General features: G+C 30.2%; 22 protein-coding genes. 20 read left to right on the top strand and 2 right to left on the bottom strand.

What is annotated here, in order from left to right:
* The first annotated feature begins 29 nt into the window (after nucleotides 1-29).
* The 10 genes from C820_RS00765 (at nucleotide 30) to C820_RS00720 (ending at nucleotide 12809) form a co-directional block, all read left to right on the top strand.
* A complete protein-coding gene (locus C820_RS00765; protein WP_004036217.1) occupies nucleotides 30-614 on the top strand; it encodes a DivIVA domain-containing protein in 585 nt (194 codons plus the stop codon).
* A gap of 78 nt (nucleotides 615-692) precedes the next feature.
* Entirely contained in the window at nucleotides 693-1778 is a 1086-nt protein-coding gene (gene aroB, locus C820_RS00760; protein WP_004036219.1) for a 3-dehydroquinate synthase, read from the top strand.
* Nucleotides 1778-2275 (top strand): signal peptidase II, encoded by a 498-nt coding sequence (gene lspA / locus C820_RS00755; RefSeq protein ID WP_004036220.1) that lies wholly within the window; start codon nucleotides 1778-1780, stop codon nucleotides 2273-2275. Before aroB ends, lspA begins: the two co-directional genes overlap by 1 nt.
* 16 nt (nucleotides 2276-2291) lie before the next feature.
* The gene (locus C820_RS00750; RefSeq protein WP_004036221.1) at nucleotides 2292-3224 is read left to right on the top strand and encodes an RluA family pseudouridine synthase; all 933 of its coding nucleotides are present in this window, start codon (nucleotides 2292-2294) and stop codon (nucleotides 3222-3224) included.
* Nucleotides 3225-3261: 37 nt separating this feature from the next.
* Nucleotides 3262-4188 (top strand): aspartate carbamoyltransferase catalytic subunit, encoded by a 927-nt coding sequence (locus C820_RS00745; protein ID WP_004036223.1) that lies wholly within the window; start codon nucleotides 3262-3264, stop codon nucleotides 4186-4188.
* On the top strand, nucleotides 4185-5456 hold the full coding sequence (locus C820_RS00740; RefSeq protein WP_004036225.1) for a dihydroorotase: 1272 nt from the start codon (nucleotides 4185-4187) through the stop codon (nucleotides 5454-5456). Before C820_RS00745 ends, C820_RS00740 begins: the two co-directional genes overlap by 4 nt.
* Nucleotides 5457-5482: 26 nt before the next feature.
* A complete protein-coding gene (smc, locus tag C820_RS00735; RefSeq protein WP_004036227.1) occupies nucleotides 5483-9058 on the top strand; it encodes a chromosome segregation protein SMC in 3576 nt (1191 codons plus the stop codon).
* A 470-nt stretch (nucleotides 9059-9528) separates the two neighbouring features.
* On the top strand, nucleotides 9529-10491 hold the full coding sequence (ftsY, locus tag C820_RS00730) for a signal recognition particle-docking protein FtsY (protein ID WP_035296520.1): 963 nt from the start codon (nucleotides 9529-9531) through the stop codon (nucleotides 10489-10491).
* A gap of 168 nt (nucleotides 10492-10659) precedes the next feature.
* Nucleotides 10660-11385, top strand: coding sequence for a hypothetical protein (locus C820_RS00725; RefSeq protein ID WP_004036238.1), 726 nt, complete (start codon nucleotides 10660-10662; stop codon nucleotides 11383-11385).
* A gap of 32 nt (nucleotides 11386-11417) precedes the next feature.
* Nucleotides 11418-12809, top strand: a complete 1392-nt coding sequence (locus tag C820_RS00720; RefSeq protein WP_004036240.1) for a hypothetical protein — start codon at nucleotides 11418-11420, stop codon at nucleotides 12807-12809.
* Nucleotides 12810-12859: 50 nt separating this feature from the next.
* Here the strand turns inward: C820_RS00720 and C820_RS00715 are convergent, their stop codons facing one another.
* Nucleotides 12860-13360, bottom strand: coding sequence for a hypothetical protein (locus tag C820_RS00715; RefSeq protein ID WP_004036242.1), 501 nt, complete (start codon nucleotides 13358-13360; stop codon nucleotides 12860-12862).
* 171 nt (nucleotides 13361-13531) lie between these two features.
* Here C820_RS00715 and ylxM point away from each other — a divergent pair, with 171 nt between their 5' ends.
* The 10 genes from ylxM to spoIVB all read left to right on the top strand — a co-directional run bounded on the left by ylxM (nucleotide 13532) and on the right by spoIVB (nucleotide 20268).
* On the top strand, nucleotides 13532-13885 hold the full coding sequence (ylxM, locus tag C820_RS00710) for a YlxM family DNA-binding protein (RefSeq protein ID WP_004036243.1): 354 nt from the start codon (nucleotides 13532-13534) through the stop codon (nucleotides 13883-13885).
* Between the two features lie 16 nt (nucleotides 13886-13901).
* Nucleotides 13902-15245 (top strand): signal recognition particle protein, encoded by a 1344-nt coding sequence (ffh, locus tag C820_RS00705; protein WP_004036245.1) that lies wholly within the window; start codon nucleotides 13902-13904, stop codon nucleotides 15243-15245.
* Nucleotides 15246-15276: 31 nt separating this feature from the next.
* Nucleotides 15277-15525 (top strand): 30S ribosomal protein S16, encoded by a 249-nt coding sequence (gene rpsP / locus C820_RS00700; RefSeq protein WP_004036247.1) that lies wholly within the window; start codon nucleotides 15277-15279, stop codon nucleotides 15523-15525.
* Nucleotides 15526-15541: 16 nt separating this feature from the next.
* A complete protein-coding gene (locus C820_RS00695) occupies nucleotides 15542-15769 on the top strand; it encodes a KH domain-containing protein (protein WP_004036248.1) in 228 nt (75 codons plus the stop codon).
* 186 nt (nucleotides 15770-15955) lie between these two features.
* Nucleotides 15956-16462, top strand: coding sequence for a ribosome maturation factor RimM (gene rimM, locus C820_RS00690; RefSeq protein WP_004036250.1), 507 nt, complete (start codon nucleotides 15956-15958; stop codon nucleotides 16460-16462).
* On the top strand, nucleotides 16462-17136 hold the full coding sequence (gene trmD, locus C820_RS00685; RefSeq protein WP_004036252.1) for a tRNA (guanosine(37)-N1)-methyltransferase TrmD: 675 nt from the start codon (nucleotides 16462-16464) through the stop codon (nucleotides 17134-17136). Before rimM ends, trmD begins: the two co-directional genes overlap by 1 nt.
* Before the next feature lie 37 nt (nucleotides 17137-17173).
* On the top strand, nucleotides 17174-17662 hold the full coding sequence (locus C820_RS00680) for a ribonuclease FAU-1 family protein (protein ID WP_004036254.1): 489 nt from the start codon (nucleotides 17174-17176) through the stop codon (nucleotides 17660-17662).
* The gene (locus C820_RS00675) at nucleotides 17659-18369 is read left to right on the top strand and encodes a JAB domain-containing protein (RefSeq protein ID WP_004036256.1); all 711 of its coding nucleotides are present in this window, start codon (nucleotides 17659-17661) and stop codon (nucleotides 18367-18369) included. The genes C820_RS00680 and C820_RS00675 overlap by 4 nt, the downstream gene beginning before the upstream one ends.
* Nucleotides 18370-18388: 19 nt before the next feature.
* The gene (locus C820_RS00670; RefSeq protein ID WP_004036260.1) at nucleotides 18389-18616 is read left to right on the top strand and encodes a PspC domain-containing protein; all 228 of its coding nucleotides are present in this window, start codon (nucleotides 18389-18391) and stop codon (nucleotides 18614-18616) included.
* 365 nt (nucleotides 18617-18981) lie between these two features.
* Nucleotides 18982-20268: a SpoIVB peptidase gene (gene spoIVB, locus C820_RS00665; RefSeq protein WP_004036262.1), complete on the top strand. Its 1287-nt coding sequence runs from the start codon at nucleotides 18982-18984 to the stop codon at nucleotides 20266-20268.
* Nucleotides 20269-20320: 52 nt separating this feature from the next.
* Here spoIVB and C820_RS00660 read toward each other — a convergent pair whose 3' ends face one another.
* A complete protein-coding gene (locus C820_RS00660; protein ID WP_004036264.1) occupies nucleotides 20321-22006 on the bottom strand; it encodes a methyl-accepting chemotaxis protein in 1686 nt (561 codons plus the stop codon).
* Nucleotides 22007-22202: the final 196 nt, after the last annotated feature.

Here is a 22202-nt window from a genome sequence, read left to right as displayed (position 1 = left end):
TTTTTGTTGTAGCGAGGGGGATTTATTTCATGATTAGACCATCTGATATTGAAGATAAGGAGTTTAAAAAAGTTGCAGTTGGATATTCTCCAGAAGAAGTTGACCGTTTTTTAGATGAAATTTGTGTAGACTATGAACAGTTGTTTAGAGAAAATAGAGAAATGAAAATGAAATTAAACAATATGTCAAATAGTAATACTTCTCAAATGACAGCACCAGTACCAAAGGTACAACAACAGACAGCACCAATACCAGCAGCACCAGTTTTACCACAGCAAACAAGTCAATCTATTGAGAAAGCATTAGCGAAAACATTGACATTAGCAGAAAGAGTAGCAGAAGAAACTAAAGAAAATGCAAGAGCAGCAGCAGCACAAATTACAGAGAGTGCTGTTGCAAAAGCAGAAGAAATTATTGGCAGTGCAAGAACACGAGCATTTGAATTAGAACAAGATATACATAGATTAGAAAGCCGTTATGAGCTTATGAAAACTCGTGTAAAACTGTTGTTATATGCAGAAATTGAATTGTTGGATAAAAACGAAATTATTTCTCAGAAAGAAGCCAACTATCAACAAGGAGAAGAAGAATTTCAAAATCCACAACAATCCTAAGCGAAAAGCTGCGGTGAGTGCTGTTTTATCAGTATTTACAGCAGCTTTTGTAATAATAAAATGAGGTGAATAGAAGAAATGGAACGTATATTAGTAACAACACCAGCAAAAACATATCCTATTGTAATAGAACAATCTTTTAACAATTTGTCAGAATTAATACAAGAGCAAAAACTTTCAAATAGAAAAATGTGTATTGTGGCAGATGAAAATACAGATAAATTGTATAGACAAGCTATAACAGAACAATTAAAAAAAGTAACAGATGATGTGTATTATTATTGTTTTAAAGCAGGAGAGCAATATAAAAATTTAGAAACAATATACGATTTTTATAAATTTTTTCAACAAAATCGTTTTGATAGAAAAACAGTTGTTGTAGCATTAGGCGGCGGCGTATGTGGAGATATGGCTGGTTTTTCAGCAGCTACTTATTTGAGAGGAATACCTTTTATACAAATACCAACTACATTATTAGCACAAGTAGACAGTAGTGTAGGAGGAAAAACAGGTGTTGATTTTAATGGAGCCAAAAATAGTATAGGAGCATTTTATCAGCCAGAATTTGTATATATCAATACAGCTACATTAGAAACATTACCTAAAAGAGAATTTTCAGCAGGCATGGCAGAAGTTATAAAATATGGCTGTATACTTTCGGAACAATTTTTTCAATTTCTAATAGAACAAAAACAATCTATAAAATCTATGGAGCATACTGTTTTGTGTGATATGATAAAACAATGTTGTTTAATGAAAGCAGATGTTGTTTCTAAAGATGAAAAAGAAAATGGTTTAAGAGAAATATTAAATTTTGGTCATACTATTGGCCATGCAATTGAAACAAAGTTAGAATTTGAGCTACTTCATGGAGAATGTGTAGCATTAGGAATAATTGCAATATTAGAATTAGCAAGAAAAAGAAAAGAAATAACACAACAACAATTACAACAAGTGAAACAACTTTTGCAATATTTTGATTTACCTATTTGTGTAAATAATGTATCACAAAAAAGTATTTATGAGCAAATGTTTTTAGATAAAAAAGTAAAACAAAATAAAATTCGCTTTGTATTGCCAAAAGGAATAGGAGAGGTTTATACTACAAGTGAAGTGTCAGAAAAAGAAATTATGGAAGCAATCAATTTCGTGGTGAAAATATAATGAAAAATAACAATGAAAAACAATTTTATATTATTTCTGCAATAACAGTAATTGTACTAGTATTATTAGACCAAATTACAAAATGGCAGGCATTGACAAAGCTAAAACCAATTAAAAATACAGTTGTAATAAAAGGATTTTTGGATTTTACATTTGTAGAAAATAGAGGAGCAGCATTTGGCATATTGTCAGGACAAAGAGTATTTTTTATTCTTTTGACAGTTGTTGTTACAGTAGGCATTATTTATAGTTTTTATAAATTACCTAAAACAAAAGAATATAGTTGGCTAAAATGTGGTTTAGTTCTTGTACTGTCGGGAGCGATAGGAAATGTCATTGATAGAGCTATAAGAGGATATGTAGTAGATTTTTTAGAAGTGACATTTATAAAATGGCCAGTATTTAATTTAGCCGATATTTATGTTGTAATAGGAGCTTGTTTTATATTGTTTTTAAGTCTTTTTGTAATAAAAGAAGAAGAAAAAAAAGAAACATAACATAAAAGGAGTAAAAATGGAAGTTTTAACATGGGTAGCAGAACAAGAAGATAAATCAAAAAGAATTGATGTATTTGTAACAGAACAAATAGAAGAATTAGAACAAACAATTTCTAGAAATAGAATACAAAAGTTAATAGAACAACAACATTTAAAAGTAAATGATAACAATGTAAAATCAAATTATAAATTAAGAGAAAAAGATGTTGTTGTATTGACAATACCAGATGTAGAGGCAGTAAAAATATTGCCAGAAAATATAGATATTAATATATTGTATGAAGATAAAGATATTATTGTTGTCAATAAACCGCAGGGTATGGTAGTGCACCCTGCGGCAGGACATATGACAGGGACGCTTGTTAATGCACTTTTGTATCACTGTAAAGACCAGCTTTCTGGTATCAATGGGGAGCAAAGACCAGGCATTGTACATAGAATTGATAAAGATACCTCTGGTGTATTGATGGTAGCAAAAAATGACAAAGCACATCAGTGTTTGGCATTGCAGTTAGCGGAACATAGTATTACAAGAAAATATCATGCTATTGTGTTTAATGGAATGAAAGAAGAACAAGGAACAATAAATAAACCTATTGGAAGAAGCACTCAAGATAGAAAAAAAATGGCTGTTACGCAAAAAAATAGTCGCCATGCAGTTACACATTATAAAGTATTAGAAAGATTAGGAAATTATACTTATATAGAGGCACAACTAGAAACAGGACGTACACATCAAATTAGAGTGCATATGACGTCAATAGGACATCCGCTTTTGGGCGATATGGTGTATAGTAGTAAAAAACAACCTTTTTCATTACAGGGACAAGTACTACACGCAAAAGTATTAGGCTTTGTACACCCTAGTACAAAGCAATATATGGAATTTGAAGCACCACTTCCAGAATATTTTTTAAAATTGATAGAAAAATTAAAAGTACGTTTATAAAATAGAATTGTATTTCTGATAGATAGGAGGCTAATATATGGTTTTTAAAAAGAAGGATTTTTTTGGTATGCGTGACTTAACAGCAGAAGAAATACGATATATATTAAGCACAGCAGAAACAATGAAATATATATTAAATCAAAAGAATAAAAAGTCGCCTCATTTACAGGGAAAATCTGTTATTATATTATTTTATGAACCAAGTGCCAGAGCAAAATTGTCCTATGAAATGGCAGCACAACATTTAAGTGCGAATGTAGTGGATATGACAATGGCAACAAATGATTATCAAGAAAAATTGCAAGATATGGGACAGTTGGTTGACCAAACAGGAGCAGATTTTATTATATTGCGTCACCCTATGGCAGGAGCAGCAAGATTATTAGCAAAAAATGTAAGTGCATCTGTTGTCAATGCAGGAGATGGATTTAATGAAAATCCAGGACAGTCTTTGTTGGATTTGATGACAATAAAAGAACAAAAAGGAGATTTTAAAGGACTCCGTGTAGCAATTATAGGAGATTTAATACATAGTCGCGTTTGTAAAAGCAATATATGGGCGTTGACGAAATTAGGGGCAAGTGTTTGTGTTTCAGGTCCTCCTACACTTTTGCCTTCAGACATTCAAAAATTTGGTGTAGATGTTTATTATGATGCTAAAAAAGCAGTAGCAGGGGCAGATGTCATATTGACAAGTAGAATGAAAAATGAAACAAAAAATAAAAATTTAGTGCCTTCTTTAACAGAATATAAACATTTTTTTAGAGTAGATGAAAATTTACTTCACTATGCAAAACCAGATACGATTATAATGCACCCAGGACCTATACAAAGGGGTATTGAAATTTCTGCTGATGTTATAGATAGTAAAAGATGTATTATTAATGACCAAATAGCCAATAGTGTGGCAGTACGTATGGCAATGCTGTATATTTTATCACAGATAGGAGGCGGATTAAAATGAAAAGTATTGTAAAAAATGGTCGTATTATAGGAAAAGATTTTAATCATCATAAACGCCTTGATATTTATATGGAAGATGGTATAATACGTAAAATTGGTGAAAATTTAGAAGAAAATGAAGCAGAAATATTAGATGCAGAAGGAAAATATATATTACCTGGATTTATTGATATGCATTGTAGCGTTTGTGACCCAGGATATGAATATATAGAAGATATTGAAACAGCTTCTTGTAGTGCAGCAAGAGGAGGATTTACGAGTATTACTTGTGAACCAAATACAAATCCAGCAATAGACAATAAAACAGTAGTAGAATATATTGTTTCAAAAAGTAAAGAATATTCTCTTGTGAATATATTTCCTTATGGTAGTATGTCAGTAGGGTGTTTAGGAGAACATATGTCAGAAATTGGAGAAATGCACGAAGCAGGTATTGTAGGGATTGCTGATGGTGGACGTTCTATTATGAACGCCTCTTTTTTAGCGAATGTATTTCGCTATTCTAAAATGTTTGATATGCCTGTGTTAACACACTGTGAGGACAAAAATCTTGCAGGAAAGGGTGTTATGAATGAGGGATATATGTCTTCTAGTTTGGGACTTTTGGGTATACCAAGAGAAGCAGAAGAAGTAATTGTGACAAGAAATATTATATTAGCAGAAGGTATGGGAGCAAAATTACATATTTCAAATGTTACAACAAAAGGCTCTGTACAGTTAATTAGAGAAGCCAAAAAAAGAGGAACACGTATTACTTGTGAAACAAGTCCTCATTATTTTTTATTAACAGAAGAAGCTGTTGAAAATTATAATACATTGGCAAAAGTAAAACCGCCACTGAGAACAAAAGAAGATGTAAAAGCAATTATTGAAGGGATATTAGATGGAACGATTGATGTTATTACATCAGGACATAGCCCTACAAAATTAACAGATAAAAATAAAGAATTTGATAATGCAGATTATGGTATTTCTGCATTTGAAACAGCATTTGCATTAAGTTATAGTAAATTAGTAGTACAACAAAAAGTGCCGTTAAGTAAACTGGTAGAATTGCTTTCTACAAAACCTGCAGAAATATTAGGATTACAAAAAAAAGGAAAAATTGCGGAAGGTATGGACGGGGATTTAGTAATAGTAGATTTAGAAGAAAGTTATACTATACAGCCTGAGAAATTTGTTTCAAAAGCAAAATTCTCACCTTTTGCAGGAAAAAGAGTAAAAGGTAAAGTAATATGTACTATAGTGGGTGGTAGAATATTGACATAATTATTTTATATCAAAGAGGTGTATCAATGTATTTAAAACAGTTAAGTGTACATGGTTTTAAATCTTTTTCAGATAAAGTAAAATTAGAATTTAATAAGGGTATTACAGCAGTAGTAGGACCAAATGGAAGCGGAAAAAGTAATGTATCTGATGCAGTAAGATGGGTACTAGGAGAACAAAAAGCGAAATCACTTCGTGGTGATAAAATGGAAGATGTTATATTTGCTGGTACAGAAACAAGAAAAGCATTGGGATTTGCAGAAGTAGCTATTACCATTGATAATCAAGACCAAAAAATGCCCATTGATTATACAGAAGTTACTGTAATACGTAGAGTATATCGTTCAGGAGAAAGTGAATATCAAATTAATGGCACAAACTGCCGATTAAAAGATATTCATGAGTTATTTATGGATACAGGAGTAGGACGAGAAGGATATTCTATAGTAGGACAAGGTCGCATTGATGAATTATTAAGTGCAAAGGCAGATGACAGAAGGCGTATATTTGAGGAAGCAGCAGGCATTGTAAAATATAAAGTGCGTAAAAATGAAGCAATTATAAAATTAGAAAAAGAACAGCAAAATTTAACAAGAGTAGAAGATATTATTGCAGAGTTAGAGGGACAAATGGAAGGTTTAGAAAAACAATCTAGCAAAGCAAAAATATATTTGGATTTAAAAGCAAAAGTAAAATATGCAATTTTGACTATGTTTTGTACAGATATAGATAATATAGAAAAAGAGTATATAAAACAGCAAAATAATAAAGACATTGCATTAGAAAATAGACAAAACTTTTTGAAAGAAAATAAACAAAAAGCAGAACAAAAACAAAATATACAACAACAATCAGAGCAATTAAAAAATGAAATACAAAAAACGCAACAACAAATAATTTCTTTTCGCTCTCAGCAAGAAAAAACAGAAAGTGATATTCGTTTAGCAAAAGAACAAATACAACATTTTTTGCAAAATATACAACGTTTAGAAAAAGAAAATACTTACTGTCAAGAACAACAACAGCAAAATAAAAAAGAGGAACAATTACTTTTAACAAAAATAACAGCTGTTGATATGACAACAAAGAGTGCAAAAGAAAAACTACAACAACAAGAAAAAGCTTTTGAAGAATTAAACACTAATCTTTCTGAGAATGAGAAAAATATGGAAGATTATAAAAGTGAAATGGTGGAACAAATACGCATTAGTACAGAAGCAAAGGGTGATATGAGTCAAAGACAGTCTTTATTGGAACAGTTTGAGCAAAGGCAAAAACAACTTTTTTCAGAAAAAGAATATTTAAAAGACCAAATTCATACACAGCAAATACATAATGAAGTACTTTTAAAACAAAAAAAAGATTTTGAAATACAACAAAAAGAAATAGATACAGTACTTTTACAGTTACAACAAGACATAAAAAAATTGTGTACTGAAAAAGAATATATTTCTAAAGAACAGAAGGAAAGAGAACAACAATTGACACAAAAACGTTCTCGCTTTTCTGTTCTTTCTGAAATGGAAAAAGAGCATGAAGGATACTATAAAAGTGTAAAAAGTATATTACATTTGAAATACTCTAAAAATGAAAAGTGGCAAGGAATTTGTGGCGTAGTGGGAGAACTGCTTCATGTAACTGAAAAATATGAAACGGCTATTGAAATTGCATTAGGAGGTAGTATACAAAATATTGTTACAAAAACAGAATATGATGCCAAAGAGGCAGTACAGTATTTAAAACAGTATCATTTAGGGCGTGCTACGTTTTTGCCTATTACTTCTGTAAAAGGAAAAAAATTAATAAAAGAGGAAATACTGTCAGAAAGTGGTGTATTAGGTGTAGCAAGTGATTTAGTAGAATATGATACAGTTTATGACAATGTAATGCAATCTCTTTTAGGTAGAACAGTGATAGTAGAAAATATTGATATTGCTGTTTTGCTGTCTAAAAAGTATCATAATCAATATCGTATGGTAACATTAGAAGGAGATTTATTTAATATAGGCGGTGCTATAACAGGTGGAAGTATAGCAAAAAAAACAACAAGTGTTTTTAGTAGAAGTAGAGAAATCAATGATTTGTCGGAAGATATAAAAAAAGAACAAATACTTTTACAAAATTGTCAAAAACATTTGCAGTCACTAGAACAACAATTAGAACAAACAAATCAGCTTTCTATGCAGAAACAAATGAAAAAGCAAGAAATACAATTATCTTTACAAAAAAATGAACAAGATAAACAAAATACAGAAAATTTGTTGTTAGAAAGACAACAAAAACAAAAACTATATGATTTGGAACAAAAACAGATAATAGAACAATGTGAATATGCTGAGAAAGAAATGATACAATTTAAAAAAATATTAGAACAAGCAGAACAAAAAATGAATGATATTAATGAAAAACTTTCTACATTTCAATATAATATGACAGAAGAAAAACAACAAAGAGAAACTATTTTAAATATTATAACAGAATTAAAAGTAAACATTTCGACAGAACAACAAAATAAAAAAGCTATAAAAGATAATATACAACGTTTGAAACAGCAAAATGTTGTATTAGAAAAAGAACAACAACAAAAACAACAAGAAATTATTTCTTTTCAGGAATTGAAAGAACAAAAAGAATTAGAACAAAAAGAATTAGAACAAAAAAATATTTATTATAAACAACAAGAACAAAAACAGCAGTCTGTTTTTACAGTATTAACAGAAAAAAGAGAACAAAAAAAGAAAGAAATTACAATATTTGAACAACAACAAAAAGAAATGACAGAAACAATTTCTCGATTAGACAATGAAATATTTCGTATAGAAACAAAACAAGAAAAAATTACAGAAGAAAAACAAAGACTTTTTGATGAAATATGGGAAGAATATGAAATGACGTATCAGATGGTAAAACAACAATATGATACACAAGTGCAGTCAATTTCTTATCAAAAATTAAAATCTGACGCTAAGCAATGGAAAAACCAAATAAAAGAACTGGGTGCTGTAAATGTAGAAGCTATTGAAAATTATAAAGAAGTAAAACAGCGTTATAGTTTTTTGACAGCACAAAGAACAGATATATTAGAAGCGGAACAAAAATTACGTTTGCTTATTTCAGATTTATCTCAAATGATGGAAGATAGATTTCGAGAACAATTTGATGTCATATCTAAAAATTTCGGAGAGGTATTTCGTGAAATGTTTGGGGGAGGAAAAGCCTATTTAAAACTAAGTGATGAAACGAAAGTATTGGAGTCCTCTATAGAAATTATTGCACAACCACCAGGAAAAAGCCTTCAAAATATGTTGCTGCTATCAGGAGGAGAAAGAGCATTGACAGCGATTGCAATATTGTTTTCTATATTAAAAATGAAACCTTCTCCTTTTTGTATATTAGATGAAATTGAGGCAGCTTTAGATGATGCAAATGTAAAAAGGTATGCAGATTATTTGAAAAAATTTTCAAAAGATACACAATTTATAGTAATTACACATAGAAAGGGTACTATGGAAGCAGCAGATGTAATGTATGGTGTGACAATGCAAGAAAAAGGAGTATCTAAAATGATTTCTGTTAATTTTGAAGATAAAGCATATATATAAATAAAAATGAGGTGTATAAAAAAATGGGTTTATTTGATTTTTTAAAAGGAAAAAAGAAAGAAGAAACAAAAGAAATAGAAATTAAACAATATAGCGATAGCATAGAATTAAATGATATTGAAATAGAATTATCTTCTGCTGAAAAAAAAGAAAGTACAATAAAATTAGACTTAGTAGGAGAAGACAACACTACTGCTATCAATCAAGCAGTACACAAAGCCATTGATGGGGAAGAAATAGAACTCCATACTGCAACAGGAGGAAAACTTTATCAAGAAACAGCGGATTTAAAACAAGTGCCACCATTAACAGAGGAAGAAGCAAAAACAATACAACAAGCATTAACAAAAGCAGTAGAAATGTCTACATCAAAAACAGAGGAATTAGAACAAACAGAACAAATAGAACGAGCAGAAGAATTAGAACAAATAGAAAAAGTAGAACAGGAAGCAGAAGAAGTTTCACAACAAATACAGCAAGCAGAACAAGAACAAAACACAGAACAAACAAAAGAAAAGAAAAAAGGATTTTTTGCAAAATTATTTGCTGGTTTGGATAAAACAAGAAAGAACATATTAGGCGGTGTGGATAATGTTCTAGGAGCATTTACAAAAATAGATGAAGATTTATTTGAGGAATTAGAAGAAGTACTTATTATGGCAGACATAGGTGTTCAGACAACAATGAACATTATTGAGAATTTGCGTAAACGTGTCAAAAAAGAACATATTACTGACCCTCAAGCAATTAGAGGAATGTTGATAGAAGAAATTACAGCAATATTAGAAGAAGATACACAACAACAGGAAAATTTACCTTCTCCAACAGTTATGCTAGTAATAGGTGTAAATGGTGTAGGAAAAACAACTACAATAGGGAAATTATCTCATAATTTTAAAGAACAAGGAAAAAATGTGCTTTTAGGAGCAGCAGATACTTTTAGGGCAGCGGCTATTGACCAGTTAGAGGTTTGGGGACAAAGGGCAGGCATTGATGTGATTAAACATCAAGAAAATTCTGACCCAGCAGCAGTAGTGTTTGATGCAGTCAATGCAGCAAAAAATAGAAATGTAGATTTGCTGATATGTGATACTGCTGGTAGGCTTCATAACAAAAAAAATCTTATGGAGGAACTGAAAAAAATTGCAAAAGTAATTGAAAGAGAATATCCTCAAGCACATAAAGAAATTTATTTAGTGCTAGATGCTACCACAGGGCAAAATGCTATGCAACAGGCGAAACTGTTTCAAGAAGTAGCTGATATTACAGGAATTATATTGACAAAATTGGACGGCACTGCAAAAGGTGGTATTGTTATTGCAATTAAATCTGAATTGAAATTGCCAGTAAGATATATTGGTGTAGGAGAAGGTATAAAAGATTTGCAAAAATTTGATGCAAAAGAATTTGCAAAGGCACTATTTGGAGAATAATAATAAAAATAGGAAATCATAAAGTATATTTGTATATGGAGTGGTTTCTTATTTTTATGGAAAAGTGTAAAGTATTACCATATTTTGACGATATTATATTATAGTGGTATTGATACTATAATATTAGCATTTAGTATAGCAGGCGGTGTTATAAAGGAGGGCAAAAATATGGCAATTGTGGGAATGGGAAATTATAATAATGTATACGAAAATAAATATACTTCCTCAAAAAAAGAAACAACACAAAAGGGAGAAGTAATAGAAACAACAAATAGTAAATCAGAAAGCACAACAGATTATATAAACAAACTAAAAAAACTTGTCCCAAGTGTAGAATTTAAAGTTGGATATGGATTTTCAACAGCAAAAACAGGAAAAACACTTACAGTAAATCCAAAGCTAATAGAAAAAATGCAAAATAATCCAGAACAAGAAAAAGAAACTATGGAAATGATAAAAGGTGTTGAAACAATGACGAGGTTAGTAGATGGTATTAATAAGGCTACTGACAGAACAGTTGTATATCGTCATAGCTATATAGATGAAAATGGAAAATATTGTTCTATTTCTTTTACCAAAAAAGAAGATAAATTAAATGCTAAAATTCGAGAAAAAACAAAGAAAAATACCGAAAAATTTATAGAAAAATCCAAAGAAAAGGTTACAGAAAAAAAAGAAGAATTACAAAAAACATTAGAAAAAAAGAAAACAGAAAAAACAGATAACAAAAAAAGTAAAGTGGAAAAAATTGTAAATGAAAAAGTTGCTGCTTCTAAATATGGTATAGTCCATATAAATGACACAGATATGAAAAATATAATGAAGGCAATACAAGAAGATGCAGCACAACAATTTCATCATACTACAAATTCAATGTTAAATTTAAAAATATAAACATTTTAATATAGATATGGGGGCAAAAAAGTATGCAGACAGTGAGTGGAAATGTAAAATTTACAAATGCTAGTAAACCAGAAGTAACTACAGCAAAAACAGTAAAAGCAAATACAGTAAAATCGAATAATGTAGAGTTTGTAAATGTAAATATACCAAAAACAAACAAAAATTCTAAAAAAAATACAACAGAAAATACAACATTTAAAGATATGATAACAAAAACAAATAATCAAACAAAACCAAAAACACAGACAAAACCAAAAACACAGACAAAACCAAGTGTTCCTATAAAAACGAATGCAAAGACAAGTTCAAATACAACAACAAAGAGAGTAGATTTTTCAACAATACCAACAAAAAAACAAGATACAACAAAGACAAGTTCAAATACAACAACAAACAGAATAGATTTTTCAACAATACCAACAGCATCAACAAAACCAAAATATGATATAGAATTTGTTTTATCTCCAGATATGATTTCTTCTACACAAAATGTTCCATCAGCAGGAAATATTTCGTCAGTAGAAGATACTTCACAAGTACAACAAACAACATTAGAAGGTATGTTAAAAGCAAAATATCCAAATTTAAAATATCATGTTTTTGATGCAAGTAGTAGTTATTGGAGAACAAGAAACGACTATCCACATTATTTACTTTATCAAGATGATATTGATACAGAAGCATTAGAAAATTGGAAACCTACAGGAGAAAATCCTTTTTATGGTTCTATAGGTGGTGTATTTACTGCTCCAAAAGAAATAAAAGCTTTAAGTTCTGTGCCAGTAGGTACAACGGCGGTAGTAATTCACCCTAAAGTACAGGAACGTATGGAAAAAGAACCAGAATATGCAAAAGAAATATATGATAGGATTAATAAATGGTTTGAATTTGATGCAGCAAGAAATGAAGCAATCATGCCAGGAATTACTGCAAGAAGTTCTCGCTGTGTAGCAATAGGAGAAAATGGAGAAATTGTCAATGCACAATCACATAGTCAAGGAAGATTTTCTTATTCTGAAAGTAGTAGTGGTGTAGGTACTGATATGGCGTTAGATTTTTGGACAGAACGCTCTTTACGTCATAAATATTTCATGCAGCTGCAATTAGAGGGACAATTAAGACATGAAATGCTTTTGTATGGTTTAACAGGTACTCCAAATTCCTCTGGATTGTTTGATTTGGCTGGAGGTACATTGAGTGCAGCAAATTTGTCCGGAATAATGAAATTGTCACAATCACTTGATATGCCTACACTTTCTACTCAGCAATTACAACAAAAAACAGCAGTAAAAGCAAAATTAACTGCTATGCTTAACAGTGGAGAGTTAAATATTTTAGGAGATACTGTTATAGATATTTCTTTGAAAGAATTGATTTCTCGTACAAATCAAGAAGTATCAAAAAATTTATTTTAAATAATATAGAAAAGGGAAATTTTTCATAAATGAAAAGTTTCCCTAATTATTTATTCTGTTCTTCTTCTATGCCATTCTTTCCAAAATGTAATATATCCATTTCTATCAAATTCACATTTTGGTAGCTTTCTGGGAGGACTTGCTTTATAGAATGCTTCCACTTTATCCGCAAATTGAAATACTTCATTTTTGTATTCTTGTAGTGATACTATAGTTTCTGAGTCATCTTCTAAAATCAATTTTATATTTTCTCCTTCATGAATAATAGACCAATCAATACCATTATTACAACCAACTATTATTACATTTTCTGATTTATCATCAGCAATCAGAGAAAAGCCACAACAAGGTAACATTTGATTATCTTCATTTATAATGTGATTTTCTGTAAGAGATTTTAATAAATATAAAGCAGTTGCACTTACTGTAGCATCATATTCTAATTTTTTTGTGCCAATGAAAGTAGTAGCATGACCATGTAAACATAAATCTTCTTCTTTATTACTAAGCTCGTCTAACCAGTGCATATTATAAACATCTATTTTAAACATAAATTTTCTCCTATTATAATCAATTTATTTGAGTATAACATAAAAATAAAAAAGTATTAATAAAAAAATAATTGATGTAAAGTAAAAAAGCTTGACATAGTATTTAAAATATGATACCCTACTTGAGGTGAAGGTAAAATACTTTACAGCCTGATATGGAGGCAAGCAATTATGAAAGAGATTTTACAGTTAACACTACTTTATGATTTTTATGGAGAATTACTAACAGAAAAACAAAAATTAGTATATGAAATGTACTACCAGAATGATTTATCACTAAGTGAAATAGGAGAAGAACTTTCTATTAGCCGTCAAGCGGTTCGTGACCAATTAAAAAGAGCCGAAAATATATTATGTAACTATGAAAATAAATTACAGTTAGTAGAAAGATTTTTAAAACAAAAAATGGCTGTACAACAAATTAAAAATATCATAGAAGAAATGGAAAAAGAAGAAACTCTTTCTTGCAAGGCAAAAAATAATATTGAAGCTATTCAAAAAATAGCCGCTGAAATCATAGGCTGAGTAAAGGAGAAAGCATATGGCATTTGAAAGTCTTTCGAATAAATTACAAGAAGTATTTAAACAGCTTAGAAGTAAAGGAAAATTGACAGAAAATGATGTAAAGGCAGCAATGAGAGAAGTAAAAATTGCATTGTTGGAAGCAGATGTCAATTTCAAAATTGTAAAACAGTTTATAAAAAAAGTAACAGAACGTGCTGTTGGCACAGAAGTACTAGAAGGATTAAATCCAGGACAGCAAGTGATTAAAATTGTAAATGAAGAATTAATTGACTTAATGGGTACAACACAAAGTAAATTAACATTTGCAAATAGACCACCTACAATATATATGATGGTGGGACTGCAAGGTGCTGGTAAAACAACAAGTAGTGGAAAATTGGCAGGGCTTTTGAGAAAACAAGGAAAAAATCCTCTTTTGGTTGCTTGTGACGTATATCGTCCTGCAGCAATTAAACAATTGCAGGTAGTAGGAAAGACATATAATATACCTGTTTTTGATATGGGGGATAAAATAAGTCCTGTAGAAATTTCTAAAAAAGCTGTAGAATATGCTACAGAACAAAAACATGATGTAATATTGATTGATACCGCTGGACGTTTGCATATCAATGAGGAATTGATGGAAGAACTAAAAAATATTAAAACAGCAGTACGTCCTCAAGAAATACTTCTTGTAGTAGATGCTATGACAGGACAAGATGCTGTAACAGTTGCAGAAAGTTTTGATAGTCAATTAGGTGTTGATGGTATTATATTAACAAAATTAGATGGCGACGCCAGAGGTGGTGCTGCACTTTCCGTTAGAAGTGTAACAAGTAAACCTATTAAATATATTGGTATGGGTGAAAAAATGGAGGATTTAGAACCATTTCATCCAGATAGAATGGCTTCTCGTATATTAGGTATGGGAGATGTACTTTCTTTAATAGAGAAAGCACAGCAAAATTTTGACGAAAAGCAAGCAATGGAATTGCAAAAGAAAATGCGTGAAAATGATTTTACATTAGATGATTTTCTGGAGCAAATGCAGCAAGTCAAAAAAATGGGGCCTATTAAAGATTTAATTGGTATGATACCAGGTATGAACCAGTTAAATATAGATGCTTTAAATAATGTAGACCCTGCAAAAGAAATGAGTCGTACAGAGGCAATTATACAATCTATGACAAAAGAAGAAAGAGCAAATCCTTCTATATTAAATGGTCCTAGAAAAAAAAGAATTGCAAATGGTTGCGGCAGAAGTATTGCAGATGTCAATCGTTTGGTAAAACAGTTTGAAGAACTGAAAAAACTAATGAAACAAATGAGCGATATGCAAAAGGGCAAAAGAGGAAAAATGAAATTTCCTTTTTTTAGATAAATTTGCCAGAAAACTATGGGAGGTGAAACAAATGGCAGTTAGAATTAGATTAAAAAGATTAGGTGCAAAAAAGGCTCCATTTTATAGAATTGTTGTTGCAGATTCCAGAACATCAAGAAATGGTAAGTCTATCGCAGAGATTGGTTATTTTGACCCTACAAAAGAACCAAATGTGTTAAAAGTAGACGCTGAAGAAGCAAAAAAATGGTTGTCTACAGGTGCACAACCTTCTGACACAGCAAAAGCTCTGTTGAAAAAAGCTGGTGTAATTAGCGAGTAAGCAAGGGGGCTTTCATATGAAAGACTTATTGGAAGTAATTGCAAAAAATCTTGTGGATTATCCTGAAAAAGTGGAAGTAAAAGAGATACAAGGAGAACATTCATTAGTGCTAGAACTTCATGTAGCACCGGAGGATATGGGAAAAGTCATTGGAAAACAAGGAAGGATTGCCAAAGCAATTCGTACTGTTGTAAAAGCATCTGCAATTCATGAAGATAAAAGAGTTGTAATTGAAATTATGTAATAAAATTTCAATGGCTTTAAAAATCGGTAGTTCACATTGTACAATAAGTATGATAAAATAAGCATAGGGAACTATCTTGTGTGGAGTATGCCAAATAGTTTGGTATATAAAATTAAAAATAGTTTTGGCACAGGGAGTTTCCCTGTGCTATTTTGCATTTTTAAGAAAAAAGAGGTGTATTATAGTATGGAACGTTATTTTGAAATAGGTAAAATTGCAGGAACACATGGCTTAAAAGGAACATTACGTGTATTTCCTACAACAGAAGACCCATCTCGTTTTGAATTATTAAAACAATTTATAGTAGAAAATAAAGGAAAAAAAGAAACCTTTCATATAGAGAAAATTGCATATCATAAAAAATTTGTATTAGTAACAGTAAAAGAATTAAAAGATATTAATGAGGCAGAATATTATAAGGGTGCAACAATTTATATACCAGAGCAAGAAGCATTACCATTAGAAGAAAATGAGTATTATATGCGTGACTTATATGGCTTAGCTGTTATAACACAAGAGGGAGAAGAATTAGGCATATTGGCAGATATTTATGAAACAGGAGCAAATGATGTATATGCTGTTAGAAAAGAAGGGCAAAAAGATTTGCTTATTCCTGCTATAAAACAATGTATTTTGTCAGTAGATATTGTAAATAAAAAAATGATTGTAAAATTGTTGGAAGGGTTGAGATAATGAAACAGTATACAGTTTTAACATTATTTCCTGAAATGATTATACAAGCATTTTCACATAGTATATTAGCAAGAGCACAAAAAGAAAATTATATTAGTATTGAAGCAATAGATATTAGAGCATTTTCTAAAAATAAGCAAAAGCATATTGATGACTATCCCTATGGAGGTGGTGTAGGTATGGTGATGCAGGCACAACCTATTTATGATGCTTATCAAAGTATACCAGAGCAAAAAAGAGGTCGTGTGATTTATCTATCTCCTCAGGGAAAAACATTTACACAAAAAATTGCACAACAATTAGCTAAAGAAGAAAATATAGTATTTCTTTGTGGTCATTATGAAGGAGTAGATGAAAGAGTATTAGAGCAATTAGAGGTAGAGGAAATTTCAATAGGAGATTTTATACTAACAGGGGGAGAAATTGCAGCAATTACAGTTATTGATGCTGTGGCTAGATTAGTGCCTGGTGTTTTGGGAAAAGAAGCTTCTTTTCAAGAAGAGAGTTTTTCTGACGGGCTTTTAGAGTATCCTCAATATACAAGACCATCGGTGTTTATGGGTAGAACAGTACCTGAGGTACTTCTATCAGGACATCATGGCAATATACAAAAATGGCGTAAAGAACAGTCTATATTAAGAACAAAACAAAAGCGACCTGATTTATTAAAATAAAAGTATTTAAAAAATATACTGGGGGAAGAAGTAGCAAATGGAAAAGGATTTGATATTATATCGTAAGCGTTTTATTCCAATGGAAACGATTTTATTAAAAGATGATGTTGTATTATTTCAAGATGAAAATGTAATTGTAACAAAATGGAATGTATTAAAGCCTAGAGAGGACTTTACAAGGGGCATTTCTTGTTATTTTATTAAGGAAGGTTATAAAATTAGTTGTTTTATTAATAAATATGACAATATTGTTTATTATTATTGTGATATTATAGAAACGGAATTTATTGCAGAACAAAACACTTATATTTTCACAGATTTGTTAGCAGATGTACTGATATATGAAAATAATTTTGTAAAAGTAGTAGATATAGCAGAAATTGCAGAAGCATTAGAAAAAGATATATTGTCTGTAGCATTAGCAAAAAAAGCACTTTATAGATTAGACGCATTACTCTGTATGATATATGATGGTACGTGGAAACAGAAAACAGAAAAATATTTTGAAATGGGGTTAAATAAATGAGTGAAAAAAAGAAACCCAATCCTCATGCTGGTCATAGAAATAGAATGAGAGAGCGTTTTTTGAAAGAAGGTGCTGACTCTTTTGAAACACATGAATTATTAGAATTAGCATTATATAATACAATTCCTATGCAAAATACAAATGTAATTGCTCATAGATTATTAAATAGTTTTAATAATTCTTTGGCAATGTTAATAGATGGTGACCATAGAGATATTGTGGAAAAAGGGAATGTTTCAACGAATACAGCAATTTTTTTAAATATCATAGGAGATTTAGCAAAAAGATACCAAAGAGAAAAATTACAACAAAAAGTCGTTTTAAATGAAATGGAAAAAGGCGGACAATATGCAGTTGATTGGTTAAAATATGAAACAACAGAAAAATTTTATATGTTTTGTTTAGATGCAGGAGCTAATTTGATAAAAGTAGTGAATGTTGCAGAAGGTTCTCAGTCAAGAGTACAAGTAGAACTGACAACTGTGGTAAGAGAAGCTTTGTTTTGTAAAGCAACTAGTGTAATATTTGCGCATAATCATCCTGGAGGAACTTTGCACCCTTCTAGTTCAGATATTGAATTAACCATTAGATTGATAGAGGGCTTAAATACTGTAAATATTTATGTAACAGACCATGTTATTGTAGCAAAAGACCAGTATTTTAGCTTTGTGAAAGAAGGCATTATGAAACAATTAAAACAAAAATAAAAAAAAGGAGAAATTATAAATGAAAAGAAAATTATATCGTTCTGCAAAAGATGTAAAATTAGCTGGAGTATGTGGTGGTTTAGCAGAATATTTTGATATTGATGTAACAATAGTAAGATTACTTTGGATTGTGGGTTCTTTTATGACAGCATTTATGACAGGCATATTGCTATATATTATTTGTGCTTGTATTATTCCAATAGATGATGGCTGTATTGATGCAGAATATAAAGAAAAAGAAATATAATAAATAAGTTTTTATATTGTATTTGGTAATTACTGTTAATTTATAAAATATACTTTGCTTGAAAAAAATAAATTTTTTACTGGCTTAGTATAATATAGTGTAAAAAAACCTGCTAATTTTTAATAGCAGGTTTTTTTTATAAAAGAGAAGAAAACATAAATAAATAATAATTTTGTAGTAGATAATACAAAAGTTTAAATATACAGTAGATTTTTTGAAAAGTATTGGTTGTATAACTCCATTGTAATCGGGTTATTTTAATATGTGTAGGATTTAAAAATTCAATAAAATATATATTGTTATGGTATTAATAGTATAACAAATTTACAAAATTTTATACCCTTTTACAGTCAGGAGTTGAAAAAATGTTTATAAAACCTAAAAAAAAATATTTAAGAAAAATATTGCCAGTAGGCTGTATATTGGCAGTAATTGTATCATGGTGCAGTGTTGCCTATTCTATTCCTGATGAAATTAGAATTATGAAGGGAAAAGAAGTAGTATTTGATGGAAATTTGCCTTTACAAGCAGAAATAGTAGAAGAAGATATTGGAGTGTTAAATGTAAATAATAAAGCTGTTTCAGAAAATATTCATTTTAATTTGGCAAAGCCATTTACAGTAAAATCAGAAAAAGAAGGAACAGCAAAATTAGAAGTGTCTGTAATGGGAATATTGCCTGTAAAGACAGTAGAAGCAAAAGTAATACCAAATATGCAGGTAGTTGCAGGGGGCATTGCAGTAGGGGTATCTATGGATACAAGAGGCATTATGGTACTTGGTACAGGATATGTTAATGGTATAGGAAATAAAGTGTATGAACCTGCGAAAGGAATATTACAATCGGGAGATATGATATTGCAAGCAGGCGGAAAAAGTTTAAAAAATAAAGAAGATTTAATGAAAGCTGTAGAAGAAAATGGGGAGAAAAGTATGGATTTTTTGGTAGATAGAAATGGGGTACAACAAAAAGTAGAAATTACACCTGTGTTTAGTCAAGAGGATAATAGCTGTAAAATAGGTATTTGGGTAAGGGACTCCACACAAGGAATTGGAACAATTACCTATTTTAATACTGATACGAATAATTTTGGTGCTTTGGGTCATGGTGTTTATGATGTAGATACACAAGAATTAATGCAAATAAAAAATGGACAGATTACGCAATCTTCTATTATTGATGTAAAAAAAGGAGAAAAGGGAGAACCTGGTGCTTTAACAGGAAATGTAGGAAGAGATTTAGTTTTAGGTAGTATTTCTATTAATACAGAAGTTGGTATTTATGGAAAAGTGGAAAAAGGCAAAGAGAGCTATTTTACAGGTCAGAAATTGCCTATTGCATTACAACAGGATATTCATGAAGGAAAAGCCACTATATTGTCTAATATAGAAGGAGAAGAGGTAAAAGAATATGAAATTGAAATAGAAAGTGTTAATCGTTATAGCAAAAATGAAAGTAAAGGTATGGTAATTAAAATTGTAGATAAAGAATTGCTTTCAAAAACGGGAGGTATTGTACAAGGAATGTCTGGTTCTCCTATATTGCAAGAGGGAAAAATTGTAGGAGCAGTTACTCATGTATTTGTAAATGAACCTACAAAAGGATATGGAATATTTATTGAAAATATGTTAAAACAAGAAAGTGCAATATAATAAAATAGATAAAAGGCATTGAAATAAGTAATTTCAATGCCTTTTTATATAATTAGTGATGTTTTTTAAGTTGAAATTTTTGTACAGAATTTTTTAATTCTTCTGCCTGATGTTCTAAATTTTTAGCAAATAATGCAGACTCTTCTGCTGTTGTAGCGTTTGTTTGTACTACATTAGAAATTTGTTCCATACCATAAGTTATTTGTTGTAAAGCCTGTGCTTGGCTTGTGGCGGAGGCTGCAATGCGTTCTACAATATTTGCTGTTTGTTCCGCACTGGATATAACGGAGTCAAGTGCAGAGGTAGTTTGCTCAGATAAAGATGTTCCATAAGATACTAAATGTACAGACTCCTCAATTAATTTTGTAATATTTTTAGCAGATTCTGAACTTTTGCTTGCTAAAGTTTGGACTTCGTTTGCTACTACAACAAATCCTTTTCCTGCTTCTCCTGCACGTGCTGCTTCTACAGCAGCATTTAATGCTAAAAGATTTGTTTGTAAGGCAATATCTTCAATTGTCTTGATAATTCCTGCAATTTGATGAGAAGATTTTAATATATCTTCTATTGCATTAGTTAAATCTTTCATTTTTTGCTCACAAATTTCTAGTTGTATTGTAGAATTAGCAGAATATTCTTTTGCATTGTCTGCATCAGAAGAAGTTTGATTAACTTGCTGCGAAATTGTTTGAATATTATTAGATAATTTGTCTACAGTAGAAGCTTGTTGTACAGCACCGTCAGATAATATTTCTGCACTGGAAGCCATTTTTTTAGATTGTTCTGATACTTTTTCCGCTGTTAAATTAATATGAGAAAGTGCTTCATTTAAAGAAACTAAAATTTGTGCCATAGCTTTTTGAATAGGTAAAAATTCTCCTCTATAATCAGTATCTACTGTCAAAGACATATTTCCTTGAGCCATTTGTGCTAATTTAGAATTAATATCGTTAATATATTTTTTTAGTTCTTGTTTGGTTTCATGAATAGATGCAATTAACATTCCAATTTCTGATGTATCTGCTTCTAAAGGAAATTCCATAGAAAGATTACCTTGAGAAATCTTTGTCATTTGGTCTTTTACTGTAATAATAGGATATAATATACGCTTTCTAATAATAATCATATTAAAGAATTGAATGATACCTACTAAAATTAATGTAAAAATCATAAAAATTTGAATGATATTTTTTTCTAAAGCAATTTGTTTTACTTCTTGTGCTGTTCTGGTGTTAAGTGTTTCTAAAAATTTTTCTTTTAAAGCATTAATTTGTGAAATAGAGGTATTATATTCTGTTCCATAAACATAATCAATAGCTTCCTGCATTTGTCCTTGTTCAACTTTTTTCATAGCTTGTTCTTCAAGAGGTACTAACTCATTAGAAAGAGAAGACATATCATCAATCATGCGTTGTTCTTCACTAGTAATACCAATTTCCTGCATAGCAGCAACACCTAAATCACGATTTTTTAAGTTGTTTACTTCGTTCCAATAGTTGTCATAGTGTTCTTTATTTCCTGTGGAAGCAAATGCTCTCACTTCATTCGTTAAATAAGAAGAACCATTCATGAAACGATTGGCATTATAAGTTAAATTAAAACGTGCTTCCATAGCATGATCAAATTGCTTATTTACATTGTGGTAAATAAACAGTGAAAATGCCATTAATAATAGTACAAATATGCAAATTCCATTTAATATGAGTGTAATAGTAGATTGGTTCATTGCTTTTTTCATATTATTCCCCCCAGAATAAGAAATCTTTCATAGAAATGACACAGTTTTTTTATGATTAGGAATTTGCTTTTGTAAGCCATTAGATAGTTTATATTTTGCAATTTATATTTTGTGTCAGTATCAATTTATGCAAATTCTGTTTTAGTTGTGTAATTTTAACAAAAAATTCTTATTTTAAAATATGTATTAATTTAGT

It is taken from the genome of Clostridium sp. MD294, from assembly GCF_000364165.2.
Lineage (GTDB): Bacteria > Bacillota > Clostridia > Lachnospirales > Anaerotignaceae > Coprocola.
Note: the sequence above shows the minus strand (reverse complement) of the source record. Positions and strands in the feature narration are given on the sequence as shown.